The sequence below is a fragment of the Ruegeria sp. R13_0 genome (assembly GCF_017743995.1).
GTDB lineage: Bacteria > Pseudomonadota > Alphaproteobacteria > Rhodobacterales > Rhodobacteraceae > Ruegeria.
The window spans coordinates 175,447-196,997 of sequence record NZ_JAGHRB010000001.1; the positions used below are offsets into that span (position 1 = coordinate 175,447).

The 21,551-nt window shown below is 56.4% G+C and carries 21 protein-coding genes; 17 read left to right on the forward strand and 4 right to left on the reverse strand.

The window, feature by feature from the left end:
- Nucleotides 1-219: 219 nt before the first annotated feature.
- The 4 genes from J7394_RS00845 to J7394_RS00860 form a co-directional block, all read right to left on the reverse strand.
- On the reverse strand, nt 220-1,182 hold the full coding sequence (locus tag J7394_RS00845) for an ion transporter (protein WP_209250307.1): 963 nt from the start codon (nt 1,180-1,182) through the stop codon (nt 220-222).
- Nucleotides 1,175-2,365: a low temperature requirement protein A gene (locus J7394_RS00850; RefSeq protein ID WP_209250309.1), complete on the reverse strand. Its 1,191-nt coding sequence runs from the start codon at nt 2,363-2,365 to the stop codon at nt 1,175-1,177. Before J7394_RS00850 ends, J7394_RS00845 begins: the two co-directional genes overlap by 8 nt.
- A gap of 197 nt (nt 2,366-2,562) precedes the next feature.
- Nucleotides 2,563-3,282: a glutathione S-transferase family protein gene (locus J7394_RS00855; RefSeq protein WP_209250311.1), complete on the reverse strand. Its 720-nt coding sequence runs from the start codon at nt 3,280-3,282 to the stop codon at nt 2,563-2,565.
- Nucleotides 3,269-3,877, reverse strand: coding sequence for an NAD(P)H-dependent oxidoreductase (locus J7394_RS00860; protein ID WP_209250313.1), 609 nt, complete (start codon nt 3,875-3,877; stop codon nt 3,269-3,271). The genes J7394_RS00855 and J7394_RS00860 overlap by 14 nt, the downstream gene beginning before the upstream one ends.
- 214 nt (nt 3,878-4,091) lie before the next feature.
- Here J7394_RS00860 and J7394_RS00865 point away from each other — a divergent pair, with 214 nt between their 5' ends.
- The 17 genes from J7394_RS00865 (at nt 4,092) to J7394_RS00945 (ending at nt 21,400) form a co-directional block, all read left to right on the forward strand.
- The gene (locus J7394_RS00865) at nt 4,092-4,382 is read left to right on the forward strand and encodes a helix-turn-helix domain-containing protein (RefSeq protein ID WP_247747984.1); all 291 of its coding nucleotides are present in this window, start codon (nt 4,092-4,094) and stop codon (nt 4,380-4,382) included.
- Between the two features lie 20 nt (nt 4,383-4,402).
- A complete protein-coding gene (locus J7394_RS00870) occupies nt 4,403-4,810 on the forward strand; it encodes a VOC family protein (protein WP_371811906.1) in 408 nt (135 codons plus the stop codon).
- A gap of 43 nt (nt 4,811-4,853) precedes the next feature.
- Nucleotides 4,854-5,678, forward strand: a complete 825-nt coding sequence (locus tag J7394_RS00875; protein ID WP_209250314.1) for a TauD/TfdA family dioxygenase — start codon at nt 4,854-4,856, stop codon at nt 5,676-5,678.
- Nucleotides 5,679-5,890: 212 nt separating this feature from the next.
- Nucleotides 5,891-6,892, forward strand: a complete 1,002-nt coding sequence (locus J7394_RS00880) for a Gfo/Idh/MocA family protein (protein ID WP_209250315.1) — start codon at nt 5,891-5,893, stop codon at nt 6,890-6,892.
- Nucleotides 6,892-8,463 carry an acyl CoA:acetate/3-ketoacid CoA transferase gene (locus J7394_RS00885; RefSeq protein ID WP_209250316.1) on the forward strand — a complete coding sequence of 524 codons (1,572 nt, stop codon included), beginning with the start codon at nt 6,892-6,894 and terminating at the stop codon, nt 8,461-8,463. The genes J7394_RS00880 and J7394_RS00885 overlap by 1 nt, the downstream gene beginning before the upstream one ends.
- Nucleotides 8,460-9,227 (forward strand): enoyl-CoA hydratase/isomerase family protein, encoded by a 768-nt coding sequence (locus J7394_RS00890; RefSeq protein WP_209250317.1) that lies wholly within the window; start codon nt 8,460-8,462, stop codon nt 9,225-9,227. Before J7394_RS00885 ends, J7394_RS00890 begins: the two co-directional genes overlap by 4 nt.
- A 4-nt stretch (nt 9,228-9,231) precedes the next feature.
- Nucleotides 9,232-10,755: an aldehyde dehydrogenase family protein gene (locus J7394_RS00895; protein ID WP_209250318.1), complete on the forward strand. Its 1,524-nt coding sequence runs from the start codon at nt 9,232-9,234 to the stop codon at nt 10,753-10,755.
- A gap of 68 nt (nt 10,756-10,823) precedes the next feature.
- Nucleotides 10,824-12,062 carry an ABC transporter substrate-binding protein gene (locus tag J7394_RS00900; protein WP_170551916.1) on the forward strand — a complete coding sequence of 413 codons (1,239 nt, stop codon included), beginning with the start codon at nt 10,824-10,826 and terminating at the stop codon, nt 12,060-12,062.
- A gap of 101 nt (nt 12,063-12,163) precedes the next feature.
- On the forward strand, nt 12,164-13,057 hold the full coding sequence (locus tag J7394_RS00905) for a carbohydrate ABC transporter permease (RefSeq protein WP_170376146.1): 894 nt from the start codon (nt 12,164-12,166) through the stop codon (nt 13,055-13,057).
- Nucleotides 13,057-13,938 (forward strand): carbohydrate ABC transporter permease, encoded by an 882-nt coding sequence (locus tag J7394_RS00910; RefSeq protein ID WP_068340098.1) that lies wholly within the window; start codon nt 13,057-13,059, stop codon nt 13,936-13,938. Before J7394_RS00905 ends, J7394_RS00910 begins: the two co-directional genes overlap by 1 nt.
- 6 nt (nt 13,939-13,944) lie before the next feature.
- Complete coding sequence (locus J7394_RS00915; RefSeq protein ID WP_209250319.1) at nt 13,945-15,057, forward strand: ABC transporter ATP-binding protein; 1,113 nt, start codon at nt 13,945-13,947, stop codon at nt 15,055-15,057.
- Complete coding sequence (locus tag J7394_RS00920) at nt 15,054-16,544, forward strand: FAD-dependent oxidoreductase (protein ID WP_209250321.1); 1,491 nt, start codon at nt 15,054-15,056, stop codon at nt 16,542-16,544. The genes J7394_RS00915 and J7394_RS00920 overlap by 4 nt, the downstream gene beginning before the upstream one ends.
- Nucleotides 16,541-17,299 carry a 3-ketoacyl-ACP reductase gene (locus J7394_RS00925; protein ID WP_209250323.1) on the forward strand — a complete coding sequence of 253 codons (759 nt, stop codon included), beginning with the start codon at nt 16,541-16,543 and terminating at the stop codon, nt 17,297-17,299. Before J7394_RS00920 ends, J7394_RS00925 begins: the two co-directional genes overlap by 4 nt.
- Nucleotides 17,300-17,315: 16 nt before the next feature.
- Nucleotides 17,316-18,902, forward strand: coding sequence for a GMC family oxidoreductase (locus J7394_RS00930; RefSeq protein ID WP_209250325.1), 1,587 nt, complete (start codon nt 17,316-17,318; stop codon nt 18,900-18,902).
- A 2-nt stretch (nt 18,903-18,904) separates the two neighbouring features.
- Nucleotides 18,905-19,213, forward strand: coding sequence for a Dabb family protein (locus tag J7394_RS00935; protein WP_209250327.1), 309 nt, complete (start codon nt 18,905-18,907; stop codon nt 19,211-19,213).
- A 4-nt stretch (nt 19,214-19,217) separates the two neighbouring features.
- Nucleotides 19,218-20,387, forward strand: coding sequence for a dihydrodipicolinate synthase family protein (locus J7394_RS00940; protein ID WP_209250329.1), 1,170 nt, complete (start codon nt 19,218-19,220; stop codon nt 20,385-20,387).
- Nucleotides 20,388-20,392: 5 nt separating this feature from the next.
- Entirely contained in the window at nt 20,393-21,400 is a 1,008-nt protein-coding gene (locus J7394_RS00945) for a LacI family DNA-binding transcriptional regulator (RefSeq protein ID WP_209250331.1), read from the forward strand.
- Nucleotides 21,401-21,551: the final 151 nt, after the last annotated feature.

The following is a 21,551-nucleotide window of genomic DNA, read 5'->3' on the forward strand; positions in this document are numbered from 1 at the left end:
GTCGATATTCGAGGGCTCTTTCTCGAGCCTGGTTTGGTGTGACGACATCAGCGCTACCTAACTCGAAATCGGTGCGCAGCGGAGCGCCCTGGCGGTTTTTCTATCTCTTGACGGTACGCGCACGATCCAGCGCCGCGCACAAAGGGATCCAGTATTGGCTTCTTGCGGCACTCCATTGTGCTTTCTGAATATGGACTTAATTGAAACACCGCACGAGTGTTACGCCTTGGTTTCGTGTATTGTTGTTTGACCACATGTTGGGCAACGTTTGACTGCTGATATCGTTTCGGCATGGACGCGATCTCGGATCTGCTCGGCAGATCGACGCGATAAACCCAACTGCTTGCGAACAGCTTCAATATCCGCTTCGTCTGCTTCGCAGATATCGCCATCTTCCAAGGCCGTTCGAAATTCTTGCTCAAGTCTGGAGCGTCGTCGATGCAATTGATCGTTTAGCCCACTTGCGATGATCCCTGCTGGCAATGCAGCCATACCAATGCCAATCACCGTGATCGCAGCGCCAAATATCTTTCCTGCGACTGTCACGGGCGTCACGTCGCCATAGCCGACGGTTGTCAGTGTAGCCATCGCCCACCACATCGCTGCCGGGATTGAGCCAAAGGCTTCTGGTTGCGCTTCGTGTTCTGCGAGCCAAGCGCCACTTGCAGCAAAGATCAGCATCACCATCAGGATGAAGAAACCCGCAAAAAAGGCGCCCGCTTCTTCCTCGAACACCGCAAGCAGCATGCCGAGCGCGGGTGAGTACCTTGTGAGTTTGAGCAAGCGCAACATACGGAAGGTTCTTAGCAGCCGCAGGTCAACCGGAAAGAGTAGGTAAAGCAGCGCTGGGAGTATGGCCAATAGGTCGATGATAGCGATGGGAGAAACGGCCCAGGAAGCGCGCGACTTGTAGTTCGGGTTTTCTGTCGCAACCCAAAGCCTAGCCGCGTACTCCACTACGAAAACGAACAATGAAAGACTTTCGAACAAGTTGAGTGCGAACCCCCAGCGGTCATAGATTGAATCGACCGTTTCAAGGATAACGGCGGCCACATTCAGCGTGATCAGAGCGATAAGAGCTAGCTCAAGGACCCAAGGGCCGGTCGCAGCACGGTCTGGGCGCTCGAGCCACCAGTACACTCTTTTTCTCAGGTAGTTTGCAGCTGTGACCGCTTCAGTCATGGCGAAGCTTCGCTCTTGCGCGCATCAAGGGAAACGCGATTTGCGACAACAACGCCGTGCCCCAAATCAGATTGCCAACCAACGATGGGACATGCGGGACAACATAGAAACAGGCGATTGCCAGAACGATCCCAAACACCCGCACATCCCAGCGCCCGAAATCTGAGGCCACACGGTGTTCAATGACGTTCTGAAGTACCCAAAGCATGGCGATGTAGCCTGCAAGGCCGAAACAGCCAATGGCGGCATATTCTGTTGGGTAAGGCTCCCAAAACCCGACCTTAACCTCGGCCGCAAGGGCCACGCCGACCATTACGCCACACAACATCAAGACCAGATGAGCAAGCCACCAGATCACCAAGGTCGAAACCTCTTTGTCTTTGGGTTTGGCGTTGCCAACGAAGTCAAAATAGATCCAACACATCACGAACATCGAAACGCCGCCAATTACAAAGTTGACGAGCACGTCGGGTGAAACTTTGTAGATGCCTTTCTCAGACAGTGTGACGACCAGTTTGAAGAACCCTTCACCTAAAACGATCAGCGTCAACAAGGCAAACCGCTCTGCCATATGACCGAGGCGCGGGACGAACCGTTCAAAGCGCAGGACAGTGACGCCGGGGATCATGTACATCGCCTGCGTGGCAACCATCGCGGCAGCAAATGCCCAATAGGCAAGCGGTTTAGGCAGAAACGCCGTAGTGGCAAAGATCACTGCAAAGGCCGAGAAGTTGCGGATCTGTGCCGCCGACATCGAAACGCCCGAGGAATTGGTTCGCTGAGCACGGAAATATAGCGCGGCGATCATGGCTCTGTTCGCGGCAAACCCCAACGCGAAGAAAACCCAGCCCTTGCCGTCGATGGCGGGGATGGCGGCGGCCATGAACATCACCGTACAGATCATCACGGCCATGATCAGGCGATGCCAGAAATCGGTGCTGACGTAGATCGAGTTGAAAATACTGAGCTCACCCCACGCGTACCAGAGCGTGATGAAGACCCCGGCGAAAACAAGAAACCCACTCAGATCGAGGTGGTGTGACAGGTAGTTCCCAAGAAGGAAGATCGTCACAACATGGATCAGGTCATAGAACAACTCGGCCCAGTGGACGTGGTCGTGAGTGTGATCGAGGTCTGGATGATGTTGCGGCTTCCGCCACATGGGGTGGTTATGCAGTGCCATAAATTAGGGACCCTTCAAAATTCCAAGGTTGTAGTGGTCGGCAAGCGACCACCCCGATTGAGTGTTTTTCTATAGGATGAAGGTTGTCGTGGAGACCCTCGCCTTGCAACCCTGCAACGGTTGTTCAGCGAGGGCGCACTGGAATTTCCTGTCCGTTCGTGTGGTGATCATGCCGGAAATGCCCGGCATTCACCGCTTCAGCTTCCTTTCACATCGCTCGAAAACCGCGCTGCGTTTTCCTTGGCAAAGGCGCTGGCATCTGCGTCGGCGTCCCAGAACTGAGGGTTGGCCTTGGGAATGGTCAACGCCCGCTGCACGGCGGGCCGGGCATCAATGCGGTCGAACCATGCGTTCAGATACGGCAGGTCCGATACATCCACCCGTGCCCAGACATGAGCACGCGCCCACGGGTACAGCATCATGTCGGCAATGGTGTATTCGTCCGCAGCGATCCATTCACGCCCGTCCAGACGTGTATTCATCACCTCCATCAAGCGGCGGCTTTCGTCCACGTATCTGCTGATTGAAAAGGGCTCGTTATGGCCATTGGGCGCTGCAATGTGCTGGAAATACATTGCCTGTCCCATCATGGGGCCTACATGGCCGACTTGAAACAGAAGCCACTGCATCACCTCGGACCGTTTTTCTGGTTCCGAAGGCAAGAACTTTCCGTATTTTTCGGCCAGATGCCATAGGATCGCACCAGATTCGAAGATGGCGCGCCCCTCCGAACGATCCTCGATTGTTGGGATCTTTCCGTTAGGGTTCAGCGCCAGATAAACCGGCGCCTTTTGTTCCTGCTTGGAAAAGTTGATGTGAGTCAGGTCGTAAGGGACACCTGCCTCCTCTAGAAAGATAACCGGTTTGTACCCGTTCATCGTTCCCGCAGTGAAAAGATGGATATCAGGCTGGGACATGTTCAACCTCGGTAAATGTGGTTTTCAGATGTACGTCAAATCGAGCGAAATCGGCCTCGATTTCCGGGTTCTTCATAACATCAAATGCAGCAAAAGTCGGAAGGGGCTGCATGGCAAAGAACTTTGCGTTCAAGTGCATAGGTGCTAGTAGGTCGTCGACGCTGGCACCCGCAAAAAAAGGCTCGGACGCATCATCGAACGCTTCTTTCGGGGCGTTGAAGGTAACTGACAGCATGTATTTCTTGTCATTTAGCGTGCCGCCGGTGCCGTAATTGGCCTTGGGTGAGTCAGTCGTTCGACCGTCGCCTGCGCACATACGACCGTCCATGCCGGCCGTATAAACCTCATCCATGTATTTCTTGAAGATCCACGGAACACCCATCCAGTTCACCGGGAACTGCATGATGACTGTATCGGCCCAGAGGTGCGCCTCAACCTCAGCATTCGCGTCATAGCCGTCGGCGACGGTGGTCACGCGAACTTCGTGGCCCATTGCCGTCAGCATACCGCGCGCCCGGTCGGCAAGGCTGGCGTTCAACTGTCCGGGGGCGAATTCGTAGGGCTGAGTGCCGTTCAAGATCAGGATTTTGCTCATGTCCATATCCTATTTGTGCAATCTTTGAACCCTTGACTTTCAGCGGGTTCAAATAGCATTTGAGAGTGTAGGTATGAGAAATCAACTAGTATACTTTTGGTAACCTAGCTGTCTGAGCGAAAGGACGATGATGCGGGCGCGAGTTAATGAGGATGCCAAAGGGCGCCGACATGTCTCAGAGGCGTGTCATGAGCCATGTGCAATCGAGCGTGGTATGCGAATCATTGGTGGAAAGTGGACAGGTTCGATCTTGTGGCATCTTAGGGATGGACCTGTTCGTTTCAACGATCTTTCGCGCATGATCGGCGGGGCAAGCAAAAAGATGATCACCGAAAGATTGCGTCAACTTGAGGCGCAGGGTCTGGTTCGCCGACAGATAATGGATACAGCTCCTGTTTCCGTGCAATATTCGATTACTGAGTTTGGCCGGACAGCTCTTGGTTTTCTTGAAGAGCTTCGAAAGTGGAGTGAAAATTTGCCTCAAGAATTGGATTTAAAACACTGATAATATGCGGAAAAGAGTCTGTGGGTAGCTTGAAATCAATCCACCATGCAGCCGTCATTTGTTCGGACTATGAACGGTCCAAGGCGTTTTACTCAGAGACGCTAGGTTTAAGAATTGTTGCGGAGAATTTCAGGGCTGAGCGGCAATCTTGGAAGCTGGATTTGGCGTTGCCGGACGGCTCTCAGATTGAACTGTTTTCCTTTGCCAACCCGCCCAAACGCATGTCTCGTCCCGAAGCACGAGGTCTGCGGCATCTTGCGTTTGTTGTGGATGATATCGAGGCGCAGAAAAACAGCCTGGAACAGAAAGGTGTCCTCGTCGAAGATATCCGTGTCGATGAATATACCGGCCATCGGTTCACTTTCTTCACCGACCCGGACGATCTTCCATTGGAGCTGTATGAAGCGAAGCCGATTGCTATGAAGTGATATTTCTCGTCTTTTAGGCTGAGCGAAGCAGGGAGGAAGGCGCATGGAAGTAAAACCTCTCACCGGTGGATTGGGTGCGGAAATCGTCGGGGCGGACATCCGGCGTGAAGATCAATTCGACGCAATTAAGTCAGCCTTCGTAGAGTATTCCGTTATCGCACTGAGGGGTCAAAGTGTTAGCCCGCAAGAGCATCTGACCTTTGCGAGAAGGTTCGGCCCAATCAATGTGAACCGATTTTTCAAACCGGTGGACGGCCATCCTGAGATTGCCACGGTGTTGAAAGAGAAGGATCAGAAAGAGGCTGTGGGAGAGGGGTGGCATACTGACCACTCTTATGATCAGGAGCCTGCTATGGGCTCGATCCTGCACGCCCTTGAGGTTCCGCCCCATGGTGGCGACACGTTGTTTGTGTCGATGGCTGCCGCCTACGAAGCTTTGTCGCCCACAATGCGTGGTTTCTTAGATGATTTGTGGGCGGTGCATTCCTCTCGCCATGTCTTCGGGGCCAGCATCGTGGACACAGAAGCCGCGAAAAGCGGCCGGTTGGGGAACGCCGAAGCTGCCACGCAAGACACTTTACACCCCGTTGTCATCACGCATCCTCTCAGCGGTAGGCGCGGGTTGTTCGTCAATCCTGTGTTCACGACCGAAATCAAAGGCTTGAGCGCGGATGAGTCTGCCGCGGTGCTGGGCATGATTTACGATCACTGCAAGCAGCCTGAATTCCAATGTCGCCTGCGTTGGCAGGTAGGCGACATCGCCATTTGGGATAACAGAGCGACGTGGCACAAAGCGATCAACGACTACCATGGGTTTCGACGTCTTATGCACAGGGTGACCGTGGAAGGGGTCGCTCTGACGCGTTGATGTTAGTAGCGCGAGGCGAATTTCTGCGACTCAGTCAGAGTGTAGGCACGCCGTGAATCCCTTCGATTCCCTGTGATTGTTTTGGATGAGGCTGCAAGCGTCGCGTTTTTAGCCATATTTTCTTGCCTTTATGGTGCGCACAGAGTTTTTTCTTGTCAAATTTGGAACGTTCCATTAGATGTTTTGGAACGTTCCAATTGCGGGGAAATCAGATGAACTGGGCATTTGTCGGAGCGAGCACTATAGCTTCGCAATATATGTTGGACGCGGTGCGTCAGCAGGCAGACAACGACGTGACCTGGGTCGTCAGTAATTCCCCTGACCGGGTGCAAACCTGGGCTAAGGAGCACAGTATTCCCAATGCAACCACAGACCTGAACGCGGCGCTGTCCGACGATGGCGTGAAAGCCGTCTACATTTCCTCCACAAATGAGAAGCACCATGGTCAGGCGATGGCTGCCATCGCGGCTGGCAAGCATGTTCTATGTGAAAAGCCGCTTGGGATGACGCAGGCGGAAGCTGTCGAAATGGTGCGCGCGGCCGACGCGGCTGGCGTGACTTTTGGTACTAACCACCACCTGCGATGCTCTGGCAGTCATCGTGCCATTCGTAACCTGATCGCAGACGGGCGCGTCGGCGAGGTTCTTTCGTTGCGCATCCATCACGCGGTGCATTTGCCCGAGAACTTGCAGGGGTGGCGTATCAACTCTGCCGATGCTGGCGGTGGTGTGATCCCTGACATCGTTGTTCATGACGCGGATGTCACCCGCTTCCTGCTCAATGAAGACCCGGTGTCTGTCGTTGCGCAAATGGCCAGTTCCGGGATGGGGCAGGGGGTCGAGGACTCGTGCATGTCCGTGTGGACGATGCCTTCGGGCGCGATGGTCATGACGCACGAGAGCTTTACGCACCCCTTTGCCGGGTCTGGCCTGCAGGTGCATGGAACCGAGGGTTCGATTTTTGCGGATGGCATCATGACGCAGCGCCCGGTTGGGGCAATACAGCTGGTGACTGAAGCCGGAAGTGAAGAAATCCCCTTTTCGGACCACTCTCTATACGTTCACGGCGTTTCGGAATTTGTCGCCGCAGCGGCGGGACAAGGCCGTCCTGCTGCCGACGGACCTGATGGCGTGAAATCGCTGTCAATCGCTCTGAGCGTTCGTGAGGCCGCAGCGTCGGGTGAACGTATCAACATAGATTATGGCGGTTTCTGATGACCAAGCTTGTTTCCGTTTCCGAGGCCGTTTCTCGTATCCCAGACAATGCGGTTGTCACCGTATCGTCGTCCTCTGCGCTGGGGTGCCCCGACCTTGTGCTGAAGGCACTCGGAGAGCGGTATCGCTCTGAAGCGCATCCGCGCAACATTACAACGCTGCACCCAATCGCCGCCGGGGATATGTATGGCGTGAAGGGAATGGATTATCTGGCGCAGGATGGACTGCTAAGCCGCGTTCTCGCCGGTTCATACCCGTCGGGCCCTTCCAGCCTTGAGATGCCGGAAATCTGGAAGATGATCGTCGAAGACCGAGTGGCCGCATACAACGTGCCATCGGGAATTCTGTTCGATATGCATCGCGAAGCCGCAGCGCATCGACCCGGTGTTCTCACACAGGTCGGGCTTGAGACTTTCGTGGATCCTGTTCGGGAAGGATGCGCGATGAACGCGCGTGGTGCGGCGGCTCCAATCGTTAACCGAAAGGAATTCGACGGTCAGACTTGGCTGCACTTCCCAAATATCAACCCGAACGTGTGCGTTTTGCGCGCAACCACGGCGGATGAGTTTGGCAACCTGACCTATGAACATGAAGGTGCCTATCTGGGCGGGTTGGAGCAAGCGATTTGCGTACGCAACCACGGTGGGCTCGTGATCGCACAGGTTCAACGTGTGACTGCCGCGGGTAGCTTGCGCCCCCATGACGTGCGCGTGCCGGGGCATCTAGTCGACCTGATCGTTGAAGACCCAGAGCAGATGCAAACGACAGAGACGCCCTATGACCCTGCGATCTCTGGCCAGATTATGCGCCCTTGGGGCAGCTTTTCGCTGGCCGAGCATGGTGTCGAAAAGGTCATCGCGCGCCGCGCCGCCCAAGAACTGCGCAGCGGCATGAGTGCCAACTTGGGCTTTGGCATCAGCGCAATGGTCCCGCGTGTTTTGTTGGAGGAGGGCCATCCTCAGGCGGTGACATGGGCGATCGAGCAGGGGGCCGTTGGCGGCGTCCCACTGACCGGCTTTGCTTTTGGGTGCGCATCCAACGCACACGCTTTCGTTCCGTCACCACAGCAATTCATCTATTTCCAGGGCGGCGGGTTCGACATGTCGTTCCTCTCGTTCCTAGAGGTCGATGTAGAAGGCAATGTGAACGTCTCCAAACTTGGTAAGAAGCCCTACCTAACGGCAGGATGCGGTGGTTTTGTCGATATTACCGCGCGGGCCAAAAAGATCGTGTTCTCGGGCTGGTTCGAAGCCGGTGCCAAGATCGACCTGACAGATGACGGGATTCAAGTGAATGCCCCAGGAAAATTCACCAAGATGGTGGATCAGGTCGAGCATGTCACATTCTCGGGCCGCCGTGCCCGTGAAACCGGTCAAGATGTGCTCTATGTGACTGAGCGTTGCGTCATACGCCTGACGGATCAGGGGCTGGTCGCGACGGAAATCATGCCCGGCATTGAGGCGCAGCGCGATATTGTAGAAGCTTCAGGCGGTCGCGTCAAAGTCGCGGAAAACGCGGTTCAAATGTCCAAGTCGCTATTCGCAGTCGGCCCGACGGGGATGACACTGTGAGCAAGCTTCGCATTCACATCGAGGGTGCAACCGCCGTCCTGACTTTGGACAACGAGGCCAAGCTCAATGCGCTAACTGTAGATATGCTGCACGCGCTGGAAACTGGCCTGACAGAGGTCGAGCGTGACGCGTCCGTTCGTGCGCTGGTTCTGACTGGCGCAGGGGAAAAAGCGTTTTGTTGCGGTGCTGATATCGGTGCTTGGGACGGTCTGAGCCCCGCCGAATTCGCCCGCCATTGGGTCCGTGACGGACATCGTATCTTTGATCGCTTGGCGCGGATCAGCAAACCGACAATTGCTGCGATCAACGGCCACGCGTTCGGCGGCGGGCTAGAGCTGGCCAGTTGTTGCGATTTGCGCCTGATGACCCCGCGGTCCACGTTGGCTTTGCCCGAAGCTCGGGTCGGGATTGTGCCCGGCTGGTCCGGGACACAGCGGTTGACTCGTCTGATCCCCGAAGCTTCGGTGAAGGAAATGGCACTCTTCGGGCGCCGTATCGGTGCCGACCGCGCGTTGGCCTTAGGCTATGCGACCGAGGTGGCTGACGACGTACTGGCGCGCGCGCTTGAGATCACCGCCGAACTTAGCGACCTTTCGCCTCGCGCCACCGAAATCTCAAAAAACATGATCCATGCAGCGGTCGGTGAAGACACTCATGCCGTGGTCGAAGCCCTTGGTAGCGCAGCAATTGCCGCCTCAGCGGACCGCGAAGAAGGCGTCGCAGCGTTCATGGAAAAACGTAACCCCACATTTTCGGGCCTTTGACAATATGAAAGACATCACCATCAACCCTGCTATCCCGTTCGAGCTTCCGCCGTTGTTCGAAGGTCGGCATCTCATCGATGGCAGGTGGCAGAATAGTGCGTCGGGTAAGACGTTCGAACGGCGCTCGCCCTCGCACGGGCACATCGTCAGTCGTTCGGCCTTGGGTGGCGAGACTGAAGCCGAGGCTGCGATCCAGGCGGCGCGCAAGGCGTTCGACAGCGGTGTTTGGAGCCGGGCATCGGGCAAAGAACGGGCCACCGTTTTAATGAAGGTTGCCGACCTGATTGAGCAAAATGTCGACCGGATCGCACTGACCGAAACGCTGGAAAGCGGTAAGCCGATCAGCCAATCCAAGGGTGAGGTCGGCGGTGCAGCAGACCTTTGGCGCTATGCGGCCTCATTGGCACGCAGCACGCACGGCGACAGCCACAACACTCTTGGCGCAGATATGATGGGTGTCGTGCTGAAGGAACCCATCGGTGTCGTATCCATCATCACGCCTTGGAATTTTCCGTTCTGGATTCTCAGTCAGAAACTGCCCTTCGCGTTGGCGGCAGGTTGCACCGTTGTTGTGAAACCGTCTGAGATGACACCGTCGACAACCTTGATGCTGGGCGAATTGTTGATCGAAGCCGGATTGCCCGCCGGTGTATGCAATATCGTTCTGGGTTACGGAGTTCCCGTTGGCAGTGTGATGTCGAGCCATGACAGCGTGGACATGATCAGCTTTACGGGCTCAACGGCTGTGGGCAAGACGATCAGCGCAGTAGCATCGGAAACACTCAAGAAAGTTGCGCTTGAGCTTGGGGGCAAGAACCCTCAGGTCATCTTTCCCGAAGCCGATCTGAATGCAGCCGCTGATGCGGTTGTGTTCGGTGTCTATTTCAATGTTGGCCAGTGCTGCAATTCAAGTAGTCGCATCATTGTGCACGAGGACATCGCCGATGAATTCCGCGAGCGTGTCGTCGCCCTGTCGCGCAAAGTCAAATTCGGCGATCCTTTGGACCCGACAACGCAAGTTGGGGCTATCGTAACGTCCGAGCACAACTCAAAAATCGACGCGTATGTCAAACAGGCGCAGGCTTCCGGTGCGACTATTGATCTGGGTGGTGAGCCGCTTGAGGTCGAAGGCCTCGGCGCTCAGTTCTATCAGCCGACGGTGATTTCTGACGTCTCGCCTGACATGCCCGTTGCCCGCGATGAAGTATTCGGGCCTGTTCTTTCTGTTTTGACTTTCAAAACACTGGACGAAGCCATCGCGCTGACGAATGATAGCGCTTACGGTCTGTCGGCAGGGGTCTGGAGCGAGAACGTTCACACCTGCCTAGAGTTTGCCCGCCGAGCACAAGCGGGAACGGTTTGGACCAATACCTGGATGGACGGGTTCCCCGAGGTCGCTTTCGGTGGGGTCAAACAATCCGGGCAGGGGCGGGAAATCGGACGATATGGGTTCGAGGAATTCTTCGAAGTGAAATCAGTGGTCATGCGTATCGGCAGCAGCCGGGCGCCATGGGTTCCGCAAGACTAAGACCGGGTACCAGATTGGTCCCGAGTGAGAATAACGCATTAAGGGAGGAAACAAGAATGCGTAAATTTATGAAGACAAAATCGCTGTTTGTAGCAGGTCTACTGTGCACGACCAGCCTTGCGCACGCTGAAGACGTGGAAGTTCTGCATTGGTGGACGTCTGGCGGTGAGGCCGCAGCACTAAACGTTCTCAAGGACGACCTGTCCGGACAGGGCATTGGATGGACCGACATGCCTGTTGCAGGTGGCGGTGGTGAGCAGGCGATGACCGTTCTGCGCGCACGCGTCACCGCAGGTAACGCTCCAACAGCAGTTCAGGCTCTGGGCTTTGACATTCTGGACTGGGCCGATCAGGGCGCGCTGGCCGACCTGAACGAAGTGGCAGCCCAGGAAGGTTGGGATGACGTCGTCCCAGATGCGCTGAAAGCCTTCGCCAAGCACGACGGCAAATGGGTCTCGGCCCCTGTGAACGTACACTCGACCAACTGGGTCTGGGCCAATAAAGCGGTGCTGGACGCCAACGGTATTGCACAGCCCACCAACTGGGACGAATTCGTCGCAGCGGTTGAGGCGTTGAAAGCTGCTGGCGTCACTCCGATCGCGCATGGTGGTCAGGCCTGGCAAGATGCGACTGTGTTCGATGCTATCGCGATGTCGACGCTGGGGCCTGACGGTTACAAAGCGGCCTTCATCGACCTGGACGAGGAAACACTGGGTGGCGACGCGATGAAAGAAGCGTTCGACCGTATGGCCTTTATCCGCGACAACGTGGATGAGAATTTCTCGGGTCGTGATTGGAACCTGGCGACAGCAATGGTCATCAACGGTGAGGCCGGCTTCCAGATGATGGGTGATTGGGCCAAAGGCGAATTCCTGAACGCCGGCAAAGTGCCGGGTGAGGACTTTCTGTGCTTCCGCTTCCCGGGTACTCAGGATCAAGTCACCTTCAACGCTGACCAGTTCATGATGTTTGACCAGGGCGGTACGGTATCGGCCGAGCAAGCCGCGCTGGCCAGCGCGATCCTGTCGCCGTCCTTCCAGATTGCCTTCAACAAGGTGAAGGGCTCGGTGCCTGCGCGGACAGACGTGGACGGCAGCGATCTGGATGCGTGTGGTCAGCAGGGCATGAAAGATTTGGCTGCCGCGGCTTCGTCAGGCAACCTGTTCGGCTCGATGGCACACGGACATGCTGCGCCTGCGTCAGTCAAGAACGCCGTCTATGACGTTGTGACCGCTCACTTTAACGGCGAGTACGGCAGCGAAGATGCCGTGACCGAACTGGTTGATGCCGTTTCAATCGCCAAGTGATCCATAAGTGATCCTCCCGATGGGGCGGCGGTCTGGCCGCCCTGTCACCAAGCGGGCGCAAAAGCTCCGATTTAACACGACTCGAACGAGGAGGGCGCGCCATGGCTGCTTCAGCCGACGCGGATTTTAAGACACGCCTTCAGAACTGGATACCCAAGCTGGTCCTGTCACCGTCGCTGGCGATGATGTTGGTCTTTGTCTACGGGTTCATTCTGTTTTCGGTCTACCTGTCATTCACCGACAGTCGCATCCTGCCGTCCTTTGGATGGGTCGGATGGGAAAACTACGACAAATTGTGGCGGCTGAGCCATTGGGAAACCTCGTTGATCAATATGGGGATTTTCGCGAGCCTCTATATCGTGATCTGCACCTGTATCGGCCTGGGTCTGGCGATCTTCCTTGATCAGAAAATCCGGGGAGAAGGGCTGCTGCGTCCCATCTACCTCTATCCTATGGCTCTGAGCTTCATCGTCACCGGCACCGCCTGGAAGTGGTTCCTTGACCCTGGCATCGGCTTGGAAAACGTCATGCATACATGGGGCTGGACAAGCTTCGAGTTCGACTGGATAAAAAACCGTGATTACGCCATCTACACGGTGGTTCTGGCGGCCGTCTGGCAGACGAGCGGCTTCGTGATGGCGATGTTCTTGGCTGGCCTGCGTGGAATCGACAATGAAATCCTGCGTGCTGCTCAAATGGATGGCGCCTCGAACTGGAACCTCTATCGCCGGATCATCATTCCGCAACTGCGACCAGCCTTCTTGTCGGCCTTCGTGATCCTCAGCCACTTGGCGATTAAGACCTTTGACCTTGTCATCGCCCTGACCGGGGGTGGGCCCGGTCGTGCCACCGAACTGCCCGCAACCTTCATGTATTCCTACACGTTCACGCGAAACCAGATGGGGATCGGTGCGGCGTCGGCCACGATCATGCTGATGACCATTGCGGCGATCATGATCCCCTATCTTTACGCCGAATTGCGGGAGAAACGCTGATGTCTCAAGCAACTCAGGATACCGCAATCCGCACGGGCCGCGTTACGCGCACGCTGATCTATCTGGTGCTGTTGCTGTTCGGTCTGTTCTACCTGCTGCCGCTCTATGTCATGCTGGTGAACTCGGTGAAGCCTTTGGAAGAGATCACCGGCGGCGGCATGATGAACCTGCCGCAGGTCTTCACGATTGAGCCGTGGCTCAAGGCGTGGTCTTCAGCGCAGATCGGCGTCGATCCGACAGGGCTGAAGCCCTACTTCTGGAACTCGATCAAGATGGTGGTTCCGGCGGTGATCGTCTCGACCATCCTCGGAGCGTTGAATGGCTATGTGCTGACCAAGTGGCGCTTCAAGTACGACACCATCTTATTCGGTCTTATGCTGTTCGCCTGCTTCATCCCGTTCCAGATTGTTCTGATCCCAATGGCGCGGATGCTGGGTATAATCGGGCTGGCGGGCACAACATGGGGTCTGGCACTGGTGCACGTGGTCTACGGGATTGGCTTCACCACGCTGTACTTCCGCAACTATTACGCGGTGTTCCCTACCGAGCTGATCCGGGCGGCGCAGATTGATGGCGCTGGGTTCTTTCAGATTTTCTGGCGCATACTTCTGCCCAGTTCCGGGCCGATCGCCGTGGTTTCGATCATCTGGCAGTTCACCAATATTTGGAATGACTTCCTGTTCGGCGCGTCCTTTGCCGATGCCAACAGCCAGCCGATGACGGTGGCACTGAACAATCTGGTGCAGTCGTCCACCGGCGTGAAGGAATACAACGTTCATTTCGCAGGCGCCATTCTGGCGGCCATGCCAACTCTGCTCGTCTACATCGTGGCCGGTCGATACTTCGTCCGCGGCCTGATGGCGGGTTCGGTGAAAGGATAAGACCTCATGGGTTTTCTAGACATAGACAACGCGACTAAATCCTACGGGGCGGTCGAGGTTCTGCACAAAGTGGATATTTCGGTGCAGGAGGGTGAGTTCCTGGTGCTGGTCGGTCCTTCGGGCTGTGGCAAATCCACTCTGCTGAACATGATTGCGGGGCTGGAAGAGATCACAAGCGGCGAAATCCGCATCAAGGACCAGGTGATGAATGGGGTGCACCCGTCCAACCGCAACATTGCCATGGTTTTCCAAAGCTATGCTTTGTATCCCAATATGACGGTCGGGCAGAACATCACTTTCGGGCTTGAGATGCACGGGGTGCCTAAGCCTGAACGCGACAAAGCGATGCAAGAAGTTGCCAAGCTCTTGCAGATCGAGCAGTTGCTGGATCGCAAGCCCGGGCAGTTGTCCGGCGGTCAGCGTCAGCGGGTTGCAATGGGTCGCGCGCTGGTGCGAAACCCGGATGTCTTTCTGTTCGATGAACCACTCTCGAACCTCGATGCCAAGCTGCGCGTTGATATGCGAACCGAGATCAAGAAGCTGCATCAGAACCTCGGGACCACCATCGTCTACGTAACGCATGACCAGATCGAGGCAATGACGCTTTCAAGCCGCATTGCCGTGATGAACGGCGGCTATGTCCAGCAGCTGGGCACGCCGCAGGAAATCTATGACACGCCTGCGAATATCTTCGTCGCAACTTTCATGGGCTCGCCGGCAATGAATGTGGTTCCGGCCAAGGTTAGGGTTTTGAATGGCCGCCCCCATGCAGAGGTCGCCGTTCACGACGGATCCATGGCGCAACTTCCGTTCAGCCAGGACAACCTAGCCGCATGGGATGGGCGCGAGATCTTGTTGGGAATCCGTCCTGAGACAATCACCGATATGGATGGCGCGGATCGAAAGTCGTCGAACATCGCGCAGATGACCAACCGTATCGTGGTGACGGAACCCGCTGGATCGGACACCTTTGTCTCGATGCAATTGGGCGGGCGAGATGTGATCGCGCGTATGCGTTCGGATGCAGAGGTCGCACCGGGGCAGGATTTCAACTTTGCAGTAAACATGGAAAAGGCCGTGGCTTTTGATCCCGAAAGCGAGATGCGGATCCTTCCATGAATCGGGCTGACGTCATAATCATCGGGTCGGGTATCGGGGGGGCAACGCTGGCTGCGGCGTTGGCCCCGTCCGGTCGTCGCATTCTGATCCTTGAACGAGGTGAGAGATTGCAGCCCTCACCTCAGGATCGAGACCCAAGGGCGATCTTTGCTAGTGGGCACTTCCGCCCCGATGAAACATGGGTGGATGGAGCAGGCAAGCTTTTCAACCCGGGAAACTACTACTGCGTTGGCGGCAATTCCAAGTTCTACGGCGCAGCTTTGATACGTTATCGGAAAGAGGATTTTGAGCCGCGTCAGCTTATGGGGGGCTACTCTCACGGCTGGCCCATGCCCTACGAAGAGCTGGAGACAGATTATACCGCCGCGGAACAGCTTTACGACGTACGTGGGACCACCAAAGAAGATCCCACCGAGCCACCGCACAGTGGGGGTTACCCACACCCACCTGTGTCGGATGAGGTTGATATTGCAGACCTGAGGACGCGGCTAAGCCAAGCAGGCCTGACGCCATCCTCAGTGCCTTTGGGCGTGGAAATTGAGACCTGGCTCGAGGCTGGGCAAACAACTTGGGATGCGTTTCCCAATACATGCGGTGGCAAAATGGATGCCGAAACTTGTGCGCTTGCCGAAGCATTGAAGCACGAGAATGTCGAACTTTTAACTAACGCGCGTGTCCTTAAACTGAAGGTTGATGCCGTTGGTCGCGTCACAAGCGTCGAGGTTGATGGCCACGGTGCCCTTAGTGCGCCGGTAATCGTGCTTGCGGCAGGTGCGGTACAGTCCTCAGTCCTGTTGCTGCAGTCCGCGAACGACAATTTTCCAACCGGTTTTGCCAATCGGTCCGATCAGGTCGGGCGTAACTTCATGAACCACAATTGCTCGGCGGTGCTGGCCCTTCATCCACTGCGTCGCAATAGAGCTCTCTATCAAAAGACATTAATGTTCAACGACTATTATAACAGCGACGGGCAGGGTGGTTTGCCTTTGGGCAACATTCAGATGTTGGGAAAGATCACTGGGCCGATCCTTGCGTCGCAAACCCATCTACCGGCTCCAATTGCAGCACTGATCGCCAATCGCAGCTTTGATTTCTATGCTATGTCGGAGGACCTGCCGAACCCAGAAAGCCGGGTGACGGTCGAAGGTGGCCAGATCAAGCTGGATTGGAAACGCTCGAATTGGGCTGCGCACGAGGCCCTAGTTGCGCGGCTAAAGGCGCATCTGAAGCAGGCCGGGTTTCCTGTTGTATTGTCGCGACCATTTGATCGGCGCACTCCGTCACATCAATGCGGCACAGCGCGGATGGGCAATGATCCGTCAAGCAGTGTCGTCGACACGTTCTGTCGTAGCCACGACCATAAGAACCTTTTCATCGTCGACGCGTCAGTTCTTCCGACTTCTGCAGCGGTGAACCCGGCCCTCACGATAGCCGCACTCGCACTCCGTGCAGGTCGTCACATTATTGAAACGGAGTTCGCTGCATGACCGGAACTGCATTGGTGACCGGAGGACAACAGGGCATTGGTCTCGGGGTGGCGCGTGCCTTGATCGCGGCGGGGTACAAGGTCGCAATAGCCTCTCGCTCGGCACCCGACAAACCGGTTGTTCAGGCGGCTTTGGCAGAGCTTGGCCCAAACGCAATCTATGTGCAGCACGATGTGTCCGACATTGATCACGTTCCGGCGCTACTGGATCAGATCCAAGCTGATTTGGGACCGATCACCGCGTTGATAAACAACGCAGGGGTTGGGGCACCGGTGCGCGGCGACATGCTGGATCTGAAGCCTGAGAACTGGGATTTCGTGCAGAACATCAACCTGCGTGGCGCGTTTTTTCTGGCGCAAGAAGTGGCTCGGCGCATGTTAGAACAGCCGCAAGATACCTATCGATCAATCACCTTTGTCACCTCTGTCAGCGCGACAATGGTGTCGATCGAACGCGCCGAGTACTGCGTGTCCAAGGCGGCCGCAGCGATGATGGCTCAGTTGTTCGCAGTACGTATGGCCCCCGAAGGCATCGGCGTCTTTGAGCTGCGACCAGGCATCATCGCGACGGAGATGACGGCTGGCCTGCGCGACAAGTACACCGACCGCATCGAAGGCGGTCTTGTTCCCGCGGCACGCTGGGGTGCGCCCGAAGACATTGGATCCGTTGTCGTCCCGCTGGTTCAGGGGCAGATGCACTTTGCGAACGGCGCCGCCATCCCGGTGGATGGCGGCTTGTCGATTTCACGTCTGTAAGTCAGGGCGCATAAGAATGTCTGAAGGATATGATTTCATTGTCATTGGGGGCGGCTCGGCAGGCTCGGTGATCGCTGCGCGTCTTTCCGAAGAACCCTCGGCGCATGTGCTGTTGCTAGAGGCCGGCTCCACCGACCGTCACCCGTTCTTTCACCTGCCCGCCGGGTTCGCGAAGATGACCAAGGGTATCGGCAGCTGGGGCTGGTCCACGGTTCCGCAAAAGCACATGCAGAACAAGGTCTTTAACTACACCCAGGCCAAGGTGATCGGCGGGGGGTCTGCGATCAACGCGCAAATCTACACGCGGGGTGCAGCACAGGATTACGATGACTGGAGACAGATGGGGTGCGAGGGTTGGAGCTATGCCGACGTGCTGCCCTATTTCAAAAAATCCGAGGACAACGACACCTACGACGACGAATTTCACGGCAAGGGCGGACCACTGGGCGTGTCCATGCCCGCAGCACCTTTGCCAATCTGCGATGCGTACATCAAGGCCGCAGGGGAAGTGGGGATTCCCGAAACGCGCGATGTGAATGGGGCGAAGCAGGATGGCGCGGGGTACTATCAGCTGACCCAGCGCAATGCGCGACGCTCATCTGCCGCGATGGCGTTTATCGCGCCAAACCGCAGCCGACCGAACCTGACGGTGCGCACCGGCGCACAGGTCCGCCGCATTATGGTGGGCAAGGGCAGGGCGACTGGTGTCGAGATGACGAACGGGGACAAGATCCTGGCCGCGAAAGAGGTCATTCTGTCCTCAGGTGCCATCGGTTCGCCACGCTTGTTGCAACTGTCGGGTATCGGCCCAGCGGATCATTTGGACGGTCTTGGTATCGACGCGGTTTATCATCAACCTCAGGTCGGCGCGAACCTGCAAGACCATTTGGATTTGTACTCGATCTGCGAAGTGACCGGCCCGCACACCTATGACCGTTTCGCTAAGCTGCACCTTTCAGCATTCGCAGGCCTTCAATACCTTTTCACCCGCAAGGGACCGGTCGCGTCCAGCTTGTTCGAAACGGGTGGGTTCTGGTACGCAGACCCGGATGCGCGTTCACCGGATCTTCAGATGCATCTGGGGCTTGGTACCGGCATTGAAGCAGGGGTCGAGGCGATGCCCAACGGTGGGGTGACACTGAACGCCTGTTTCCTGCGCCCCAGGTCACGCGGAACCGTCCGGTTGCAAAGTTCAGACCCCGCGGAGATGCCGCTTATTGATCCCAACTATCTGGCGGATCCTTACGATCGCGAGATGTCCATTCGTGGGCTGAAGCTGGTGCAGAACATCCTCGCACAGGATGCGCTGAAGCCGTACATCCTGGCCGAACGTTTGCCGGGCCCGGACGTGCGGACCGAGCAGGAGTATTTCGATTTTATCTGCGTACATTCCAAAACATCGCACCACTGCGCTGGCACCTGCCGTATGGGCAGCGATGCCGAAGCCGTTCTGGACCCGCGCCTGCGATTCAATGGGATCGAAGGGCTTCGCGTCGCGGATGCGTCGGTTATGCCGACGGTCAATTCTTCGAACACCAATGCACCTACAATCATGATCGGGGAAAAAGCTGCCGACATGATCAAACAAGACCAGGGTTTCTAAAAATGATCCGCCACATCGTACTGACCAAATTTCGCGTCGACGTGACAGAAGAGACAATCGGAGCCATCTACAAAGGCCTAGCAGACGTGTCCAAGGCCCTTCCCGGAGCCAGCGCGTTCACCGGGGGGCGAAGCGAGAGCCCCGAGCAGATTGAACGCGGATACATGCATGGGTTCGTGATCGATTTCGACGATTGGGCCGCGCTGGAGGCCTATCAGAACAACGAAACGCACAAGGCGCTGGGCGCGCAGCTGGTTGAGAATGCCGTGGGTGGTATCGACGGCATTCTGGTTCTGGATTTGGAGGTTTGAGACAATGAAATTGATTTTGCCAAACCCTGATGGGCAGTTGGAACCCTATGCGCTGACTGGAACGCCGCTAGTGCCGCGCGCGCCGCAAGTGCCTCTGACACGTACGGCTTTTGCCGCGGCTCATGTGGTTTCAGACCCGCTGGCAGAACGTAACCCCTGGGATGGGCGCCCCACCGTTGATTGGGAAGCGACGCTGCGCTTTCGTCAGGGGCTCTGGGATCAAGGGCTGGGCCTGGCCGAAGCCATGGATACCGCACAACGGGGTATGGGTGTCGATTGGGAGACAGCGTTGGAGTTGATCCAGCGCACAATGAAGGCTGCGCAGGCCCATCCGTTGTCGCCTCGCGTGGCTTGTGGGGCAGGGACTGATCACTTGCCTCTAAGCGCGTTGAACACAGCAGGTGAAATCCTGTCAGCCTACGAGCATCAAGCCGAGGCGATCGAAGCCGCGGGAGGGCAATTGATCCTGATGGCGTCACGCGCCTTTCCAGCGATCAACGCGGGCCCGGACACCTACCATGATGTATACCGCGCGCTTATCGATGGGGCTGCGGAGCCTGTAATCCTGCACTGGCTGGGCGATATGTTCGATCCTGCATTGACGGGTTATTGGGGGAGCACGGATATCGACGCGGCCAGCGATTTTGTGCTGTCCCTGATCAACGAAAATCCTGCCAAGGTTGATGGGATAAAAATATCCCTGCTGGATCAGGCACATGAAGAAGCCTTCCGCGCGAGGTTGCCGGACGGCGTGCGCCTCTACACCGGTGACGATTTCAACTACGCGGATCTTATTGCCGGGGATGGAACGCATTTTTCCCATGCTCTGCTTGGCATTTTCGCTGCGATCGCCCCCGCCGCCAGCCAGGCGCTTGAAGCATTGGCTATGGGCGACATGGATCGCTACAACGCGCTGTTCGCACCGACCGTTCCCCTCAGTCGAGAGATATTTAAGGCTCCGACGCGGTTCTACAAAGCCGGGATTGCCTATCTTGCATGGCTGAACGGAGCCCAGTCCCATTTCATCATGCCGGGTGGGTTCCAATCCAGCCGTGACATCTGCCACTACGCGCAAGTGTTCAGATTGGCGGATCAGGCCGGTTTGCTCTCGGATCCTGAACTGGCTAAAGCACGGATGACCACGCTTCTCAGCTTGCATGGAGTTGAACAATAGCCTGAATGCGAAGACCCACGATCATAGATGTCGCCAACTCGGCGGGCGTTTCAAAGTCGACGGTAAGCCTTGTGTTGCAAGGCAGCACGCAGGTGAGGCCGGAGACACGCAAGCTCGTCCATACCGCGATGAAAGAGATTGGGTATGTCTACAATCGATCGGCGGCAAATCTGCGATCCACAGGAACGGCGCTAATAGGTTTGGTGATCAACGACCTAACTAACCCGTTTTTCACCGAGTTTGCGACTTCGTTGCAGATGGCGTTGGGGTCCCGAGGCTACGCGGTCGTCTTGGCTAACACGAACGAAGACCCTGAACTTCAGGATCAGGTGGTGGGCGCTATGCTTGAGCATGGTGTTTCGGCCTTGATCCTGTCGCCCGCCTATGGCGATGTCACAAACACCCTCTCCGCGGTAAAGCGAGCTGGCATTCCATTGATGCAAGTCTTGCGACAGGTTGAAAGCGAAACGGGCAGATTTCCATTTATCGCTCCTGACTACGCAGAGGGTGGACGGGCGGCCACGCAGTACCTGATCGAAACGGGCGCGCGAAACATCGCCTTTGTCGGTGGTCTGGATGGTGCCGAAGTCACTCAGGAAAGGCTGTCCGGCTATATCAGTGCGATGAAAGACAACCACTTGCAGCCTATTGTAAAAACTGGGGAATCCAGCCGATCGTTTGGACATGAAGCAACAGTCCGCCTCTTCAAAGAGCATCCTGCGTGCGATGCCGCAGTTTGTTTCAATGATCTCGTTGCTTTTGGGATGATCAATGCCTGCCATGAAACTCAGGCCAAGATTGGAACGGAGTTTCAGATTGTCGGTTTCGACGACATCAAGGAAGCATCAGAATGCTGGCCAGCTTTGTCTACAGTACATTGTGGCGTCTCTGAGTTTGGAGAACAAGTTGCGGACACTGTTTTGCTGTGGTTGCAGGATGGTGTCGCGCCTGCGCAACACGCGCGAACTACAACGCGCTTGGTATTGAGGCAAACTACGAAGGACATGGTATAGCAAAAGACTATACCAGCCTTTGTCGAGAGGTTTTGTCAGAAGAACTTTGGTAAAGCGGGGCAGGGCGGTTGCGCAGCTTTTACCAAAACCAGACCTGTCTTTTTCAATCACTTCGTATCCAGTCCCGAGATCATCCGCCTAGGGTGACGCT

Bases quoted from the DNA above. Each gene is read 5' to 3' on its own strand.
- J7394_RS00845 (WP_209250307.1), bottom strand. From the start codon at position 1,182: ATGACTGAAGCGGTCACAGCTGCAAACTACCTGAGAAAAAGAGTGTAC.
- J7394_RS00850 (WP_209250309.1), bottom strand. From the start codon at position 2,365: ATGGCACTGCATAACCACCCCATGTGGCGGAAGCCGCAACATCATCCA.
- J7394_RS00855 (WP_209250311.1), bottom strand. From the start codon at position 3,282: ATGTCCCAGCCTGATATCCATCTTTTCACTGCGGGAACGATGAACGGG.
- J7394_RS00860 (WP_209250313.1), bottom strand. From the start codon at position 3,877: ATGAGCAAAATCCTGATCTTGAACGGCACTCAGCCCTACGAATTCGCC.
- J7394_RS00865 (WP_247747984.1), top strand. From the start codon at position 4,092: ATGCGAATCATTGGTGGAAAGTGGACAGGTTCGATCTTGTGGCATCTT.
- J7394_RS00875 (WP_209250314.1), top strand. From the start codon at position 4,854: ATGGAAGTAAAACCTCTCACCGGTGGATTGGGTGCGGAAATCGTCGGG.
- J7394_RS00880 (WP_209250315.1), top strand. From the start codon at position 5,891: ATGAACTGGGCATTTGTCGGAGCGAGCACTATAGCTTCGCAATATATG.
- J7394_RS00885 (WP_209250316.1), top strand. From the start codon at position 6,892: ATGACCAAGCTTGTTTCCGTTTCCGAGGCCGTTTCTCGTATCCCAGAC.
- J7394_RS00895 (WP_209250318.1), top strand. From the start codon at position 9,232: ATGAAAGACATCACCATCAACCCTGCTATCCCGTTCGAGCTTCCGCCG.
- J7394_RS00900 (WP_170551916.1), top strand. From the start codon at position 10,824: ATGAAGACAAAATCGCTGTTTGTAGCAGGTCTACTGTGCACGACCAGC.
- J7394_RS00905 (WP_170376146.1), top strand. From the start codon at position 12,164: ATGGCTGCTTCAGCCGACGCGGATTTTAAGACACGCCTTCAGAACTGG.
- J7394_RS00910 (WP_068340098.1), top strand. From the start codon at position 13,057: ATGTCTCAAGCAACTCAGGATACCGCAATCCGCACGGGCCGCGTTACG.
- J7394_RS00915 (WP_209250319.1), top strand. From the start codon at position 13,945: ATGGGTTTTCTAGACATAGACAACGCGACTAAATCCTACGGGGCGGTC.
- J7394_RS00920 (WP_209250321.1), top strand. From the start codon at position 15,054: ATGAATCGGGCTGACGTCATAATCATCGGGTCGGGTATCGGGGGGGCA.
- J7394_RS00925 (WP_209250323.1), top strand. From the start codon at position 16,541: ATGACCGGAACTGCATTGGTGACCGGAGGACAACAGGGCATTGGTCTC.
- J7394_RS00930 (WP_209250325.1), top strand. From the start codon at position 17,316: ATGTCTGAAGGATATGATTTCATTGTCATTGGGGGCGGCTCGGCAGGC.
- J7394_RS00935 (WP_209250327.1), top strand. From the start codon at position 18,905: ATGATCCGCCACATCGTACTGACCAAATTTCGCGTCGACGTGACAGAA.
- J7394_RS00940 (WP_209250329.1), top strand. From the start codon at position 19,218: ATGAAATTGATTTTGCCAAACCCTGATGGGCAGTTGGAACCCTATGCG.
- J7394_RS00945 (WP_209250331.1), top strand. From the start codon at position 20,393: ATGCGAAGACCCACGATCATAGATGTCGCCAACTCGGCGGGCGTTTCA.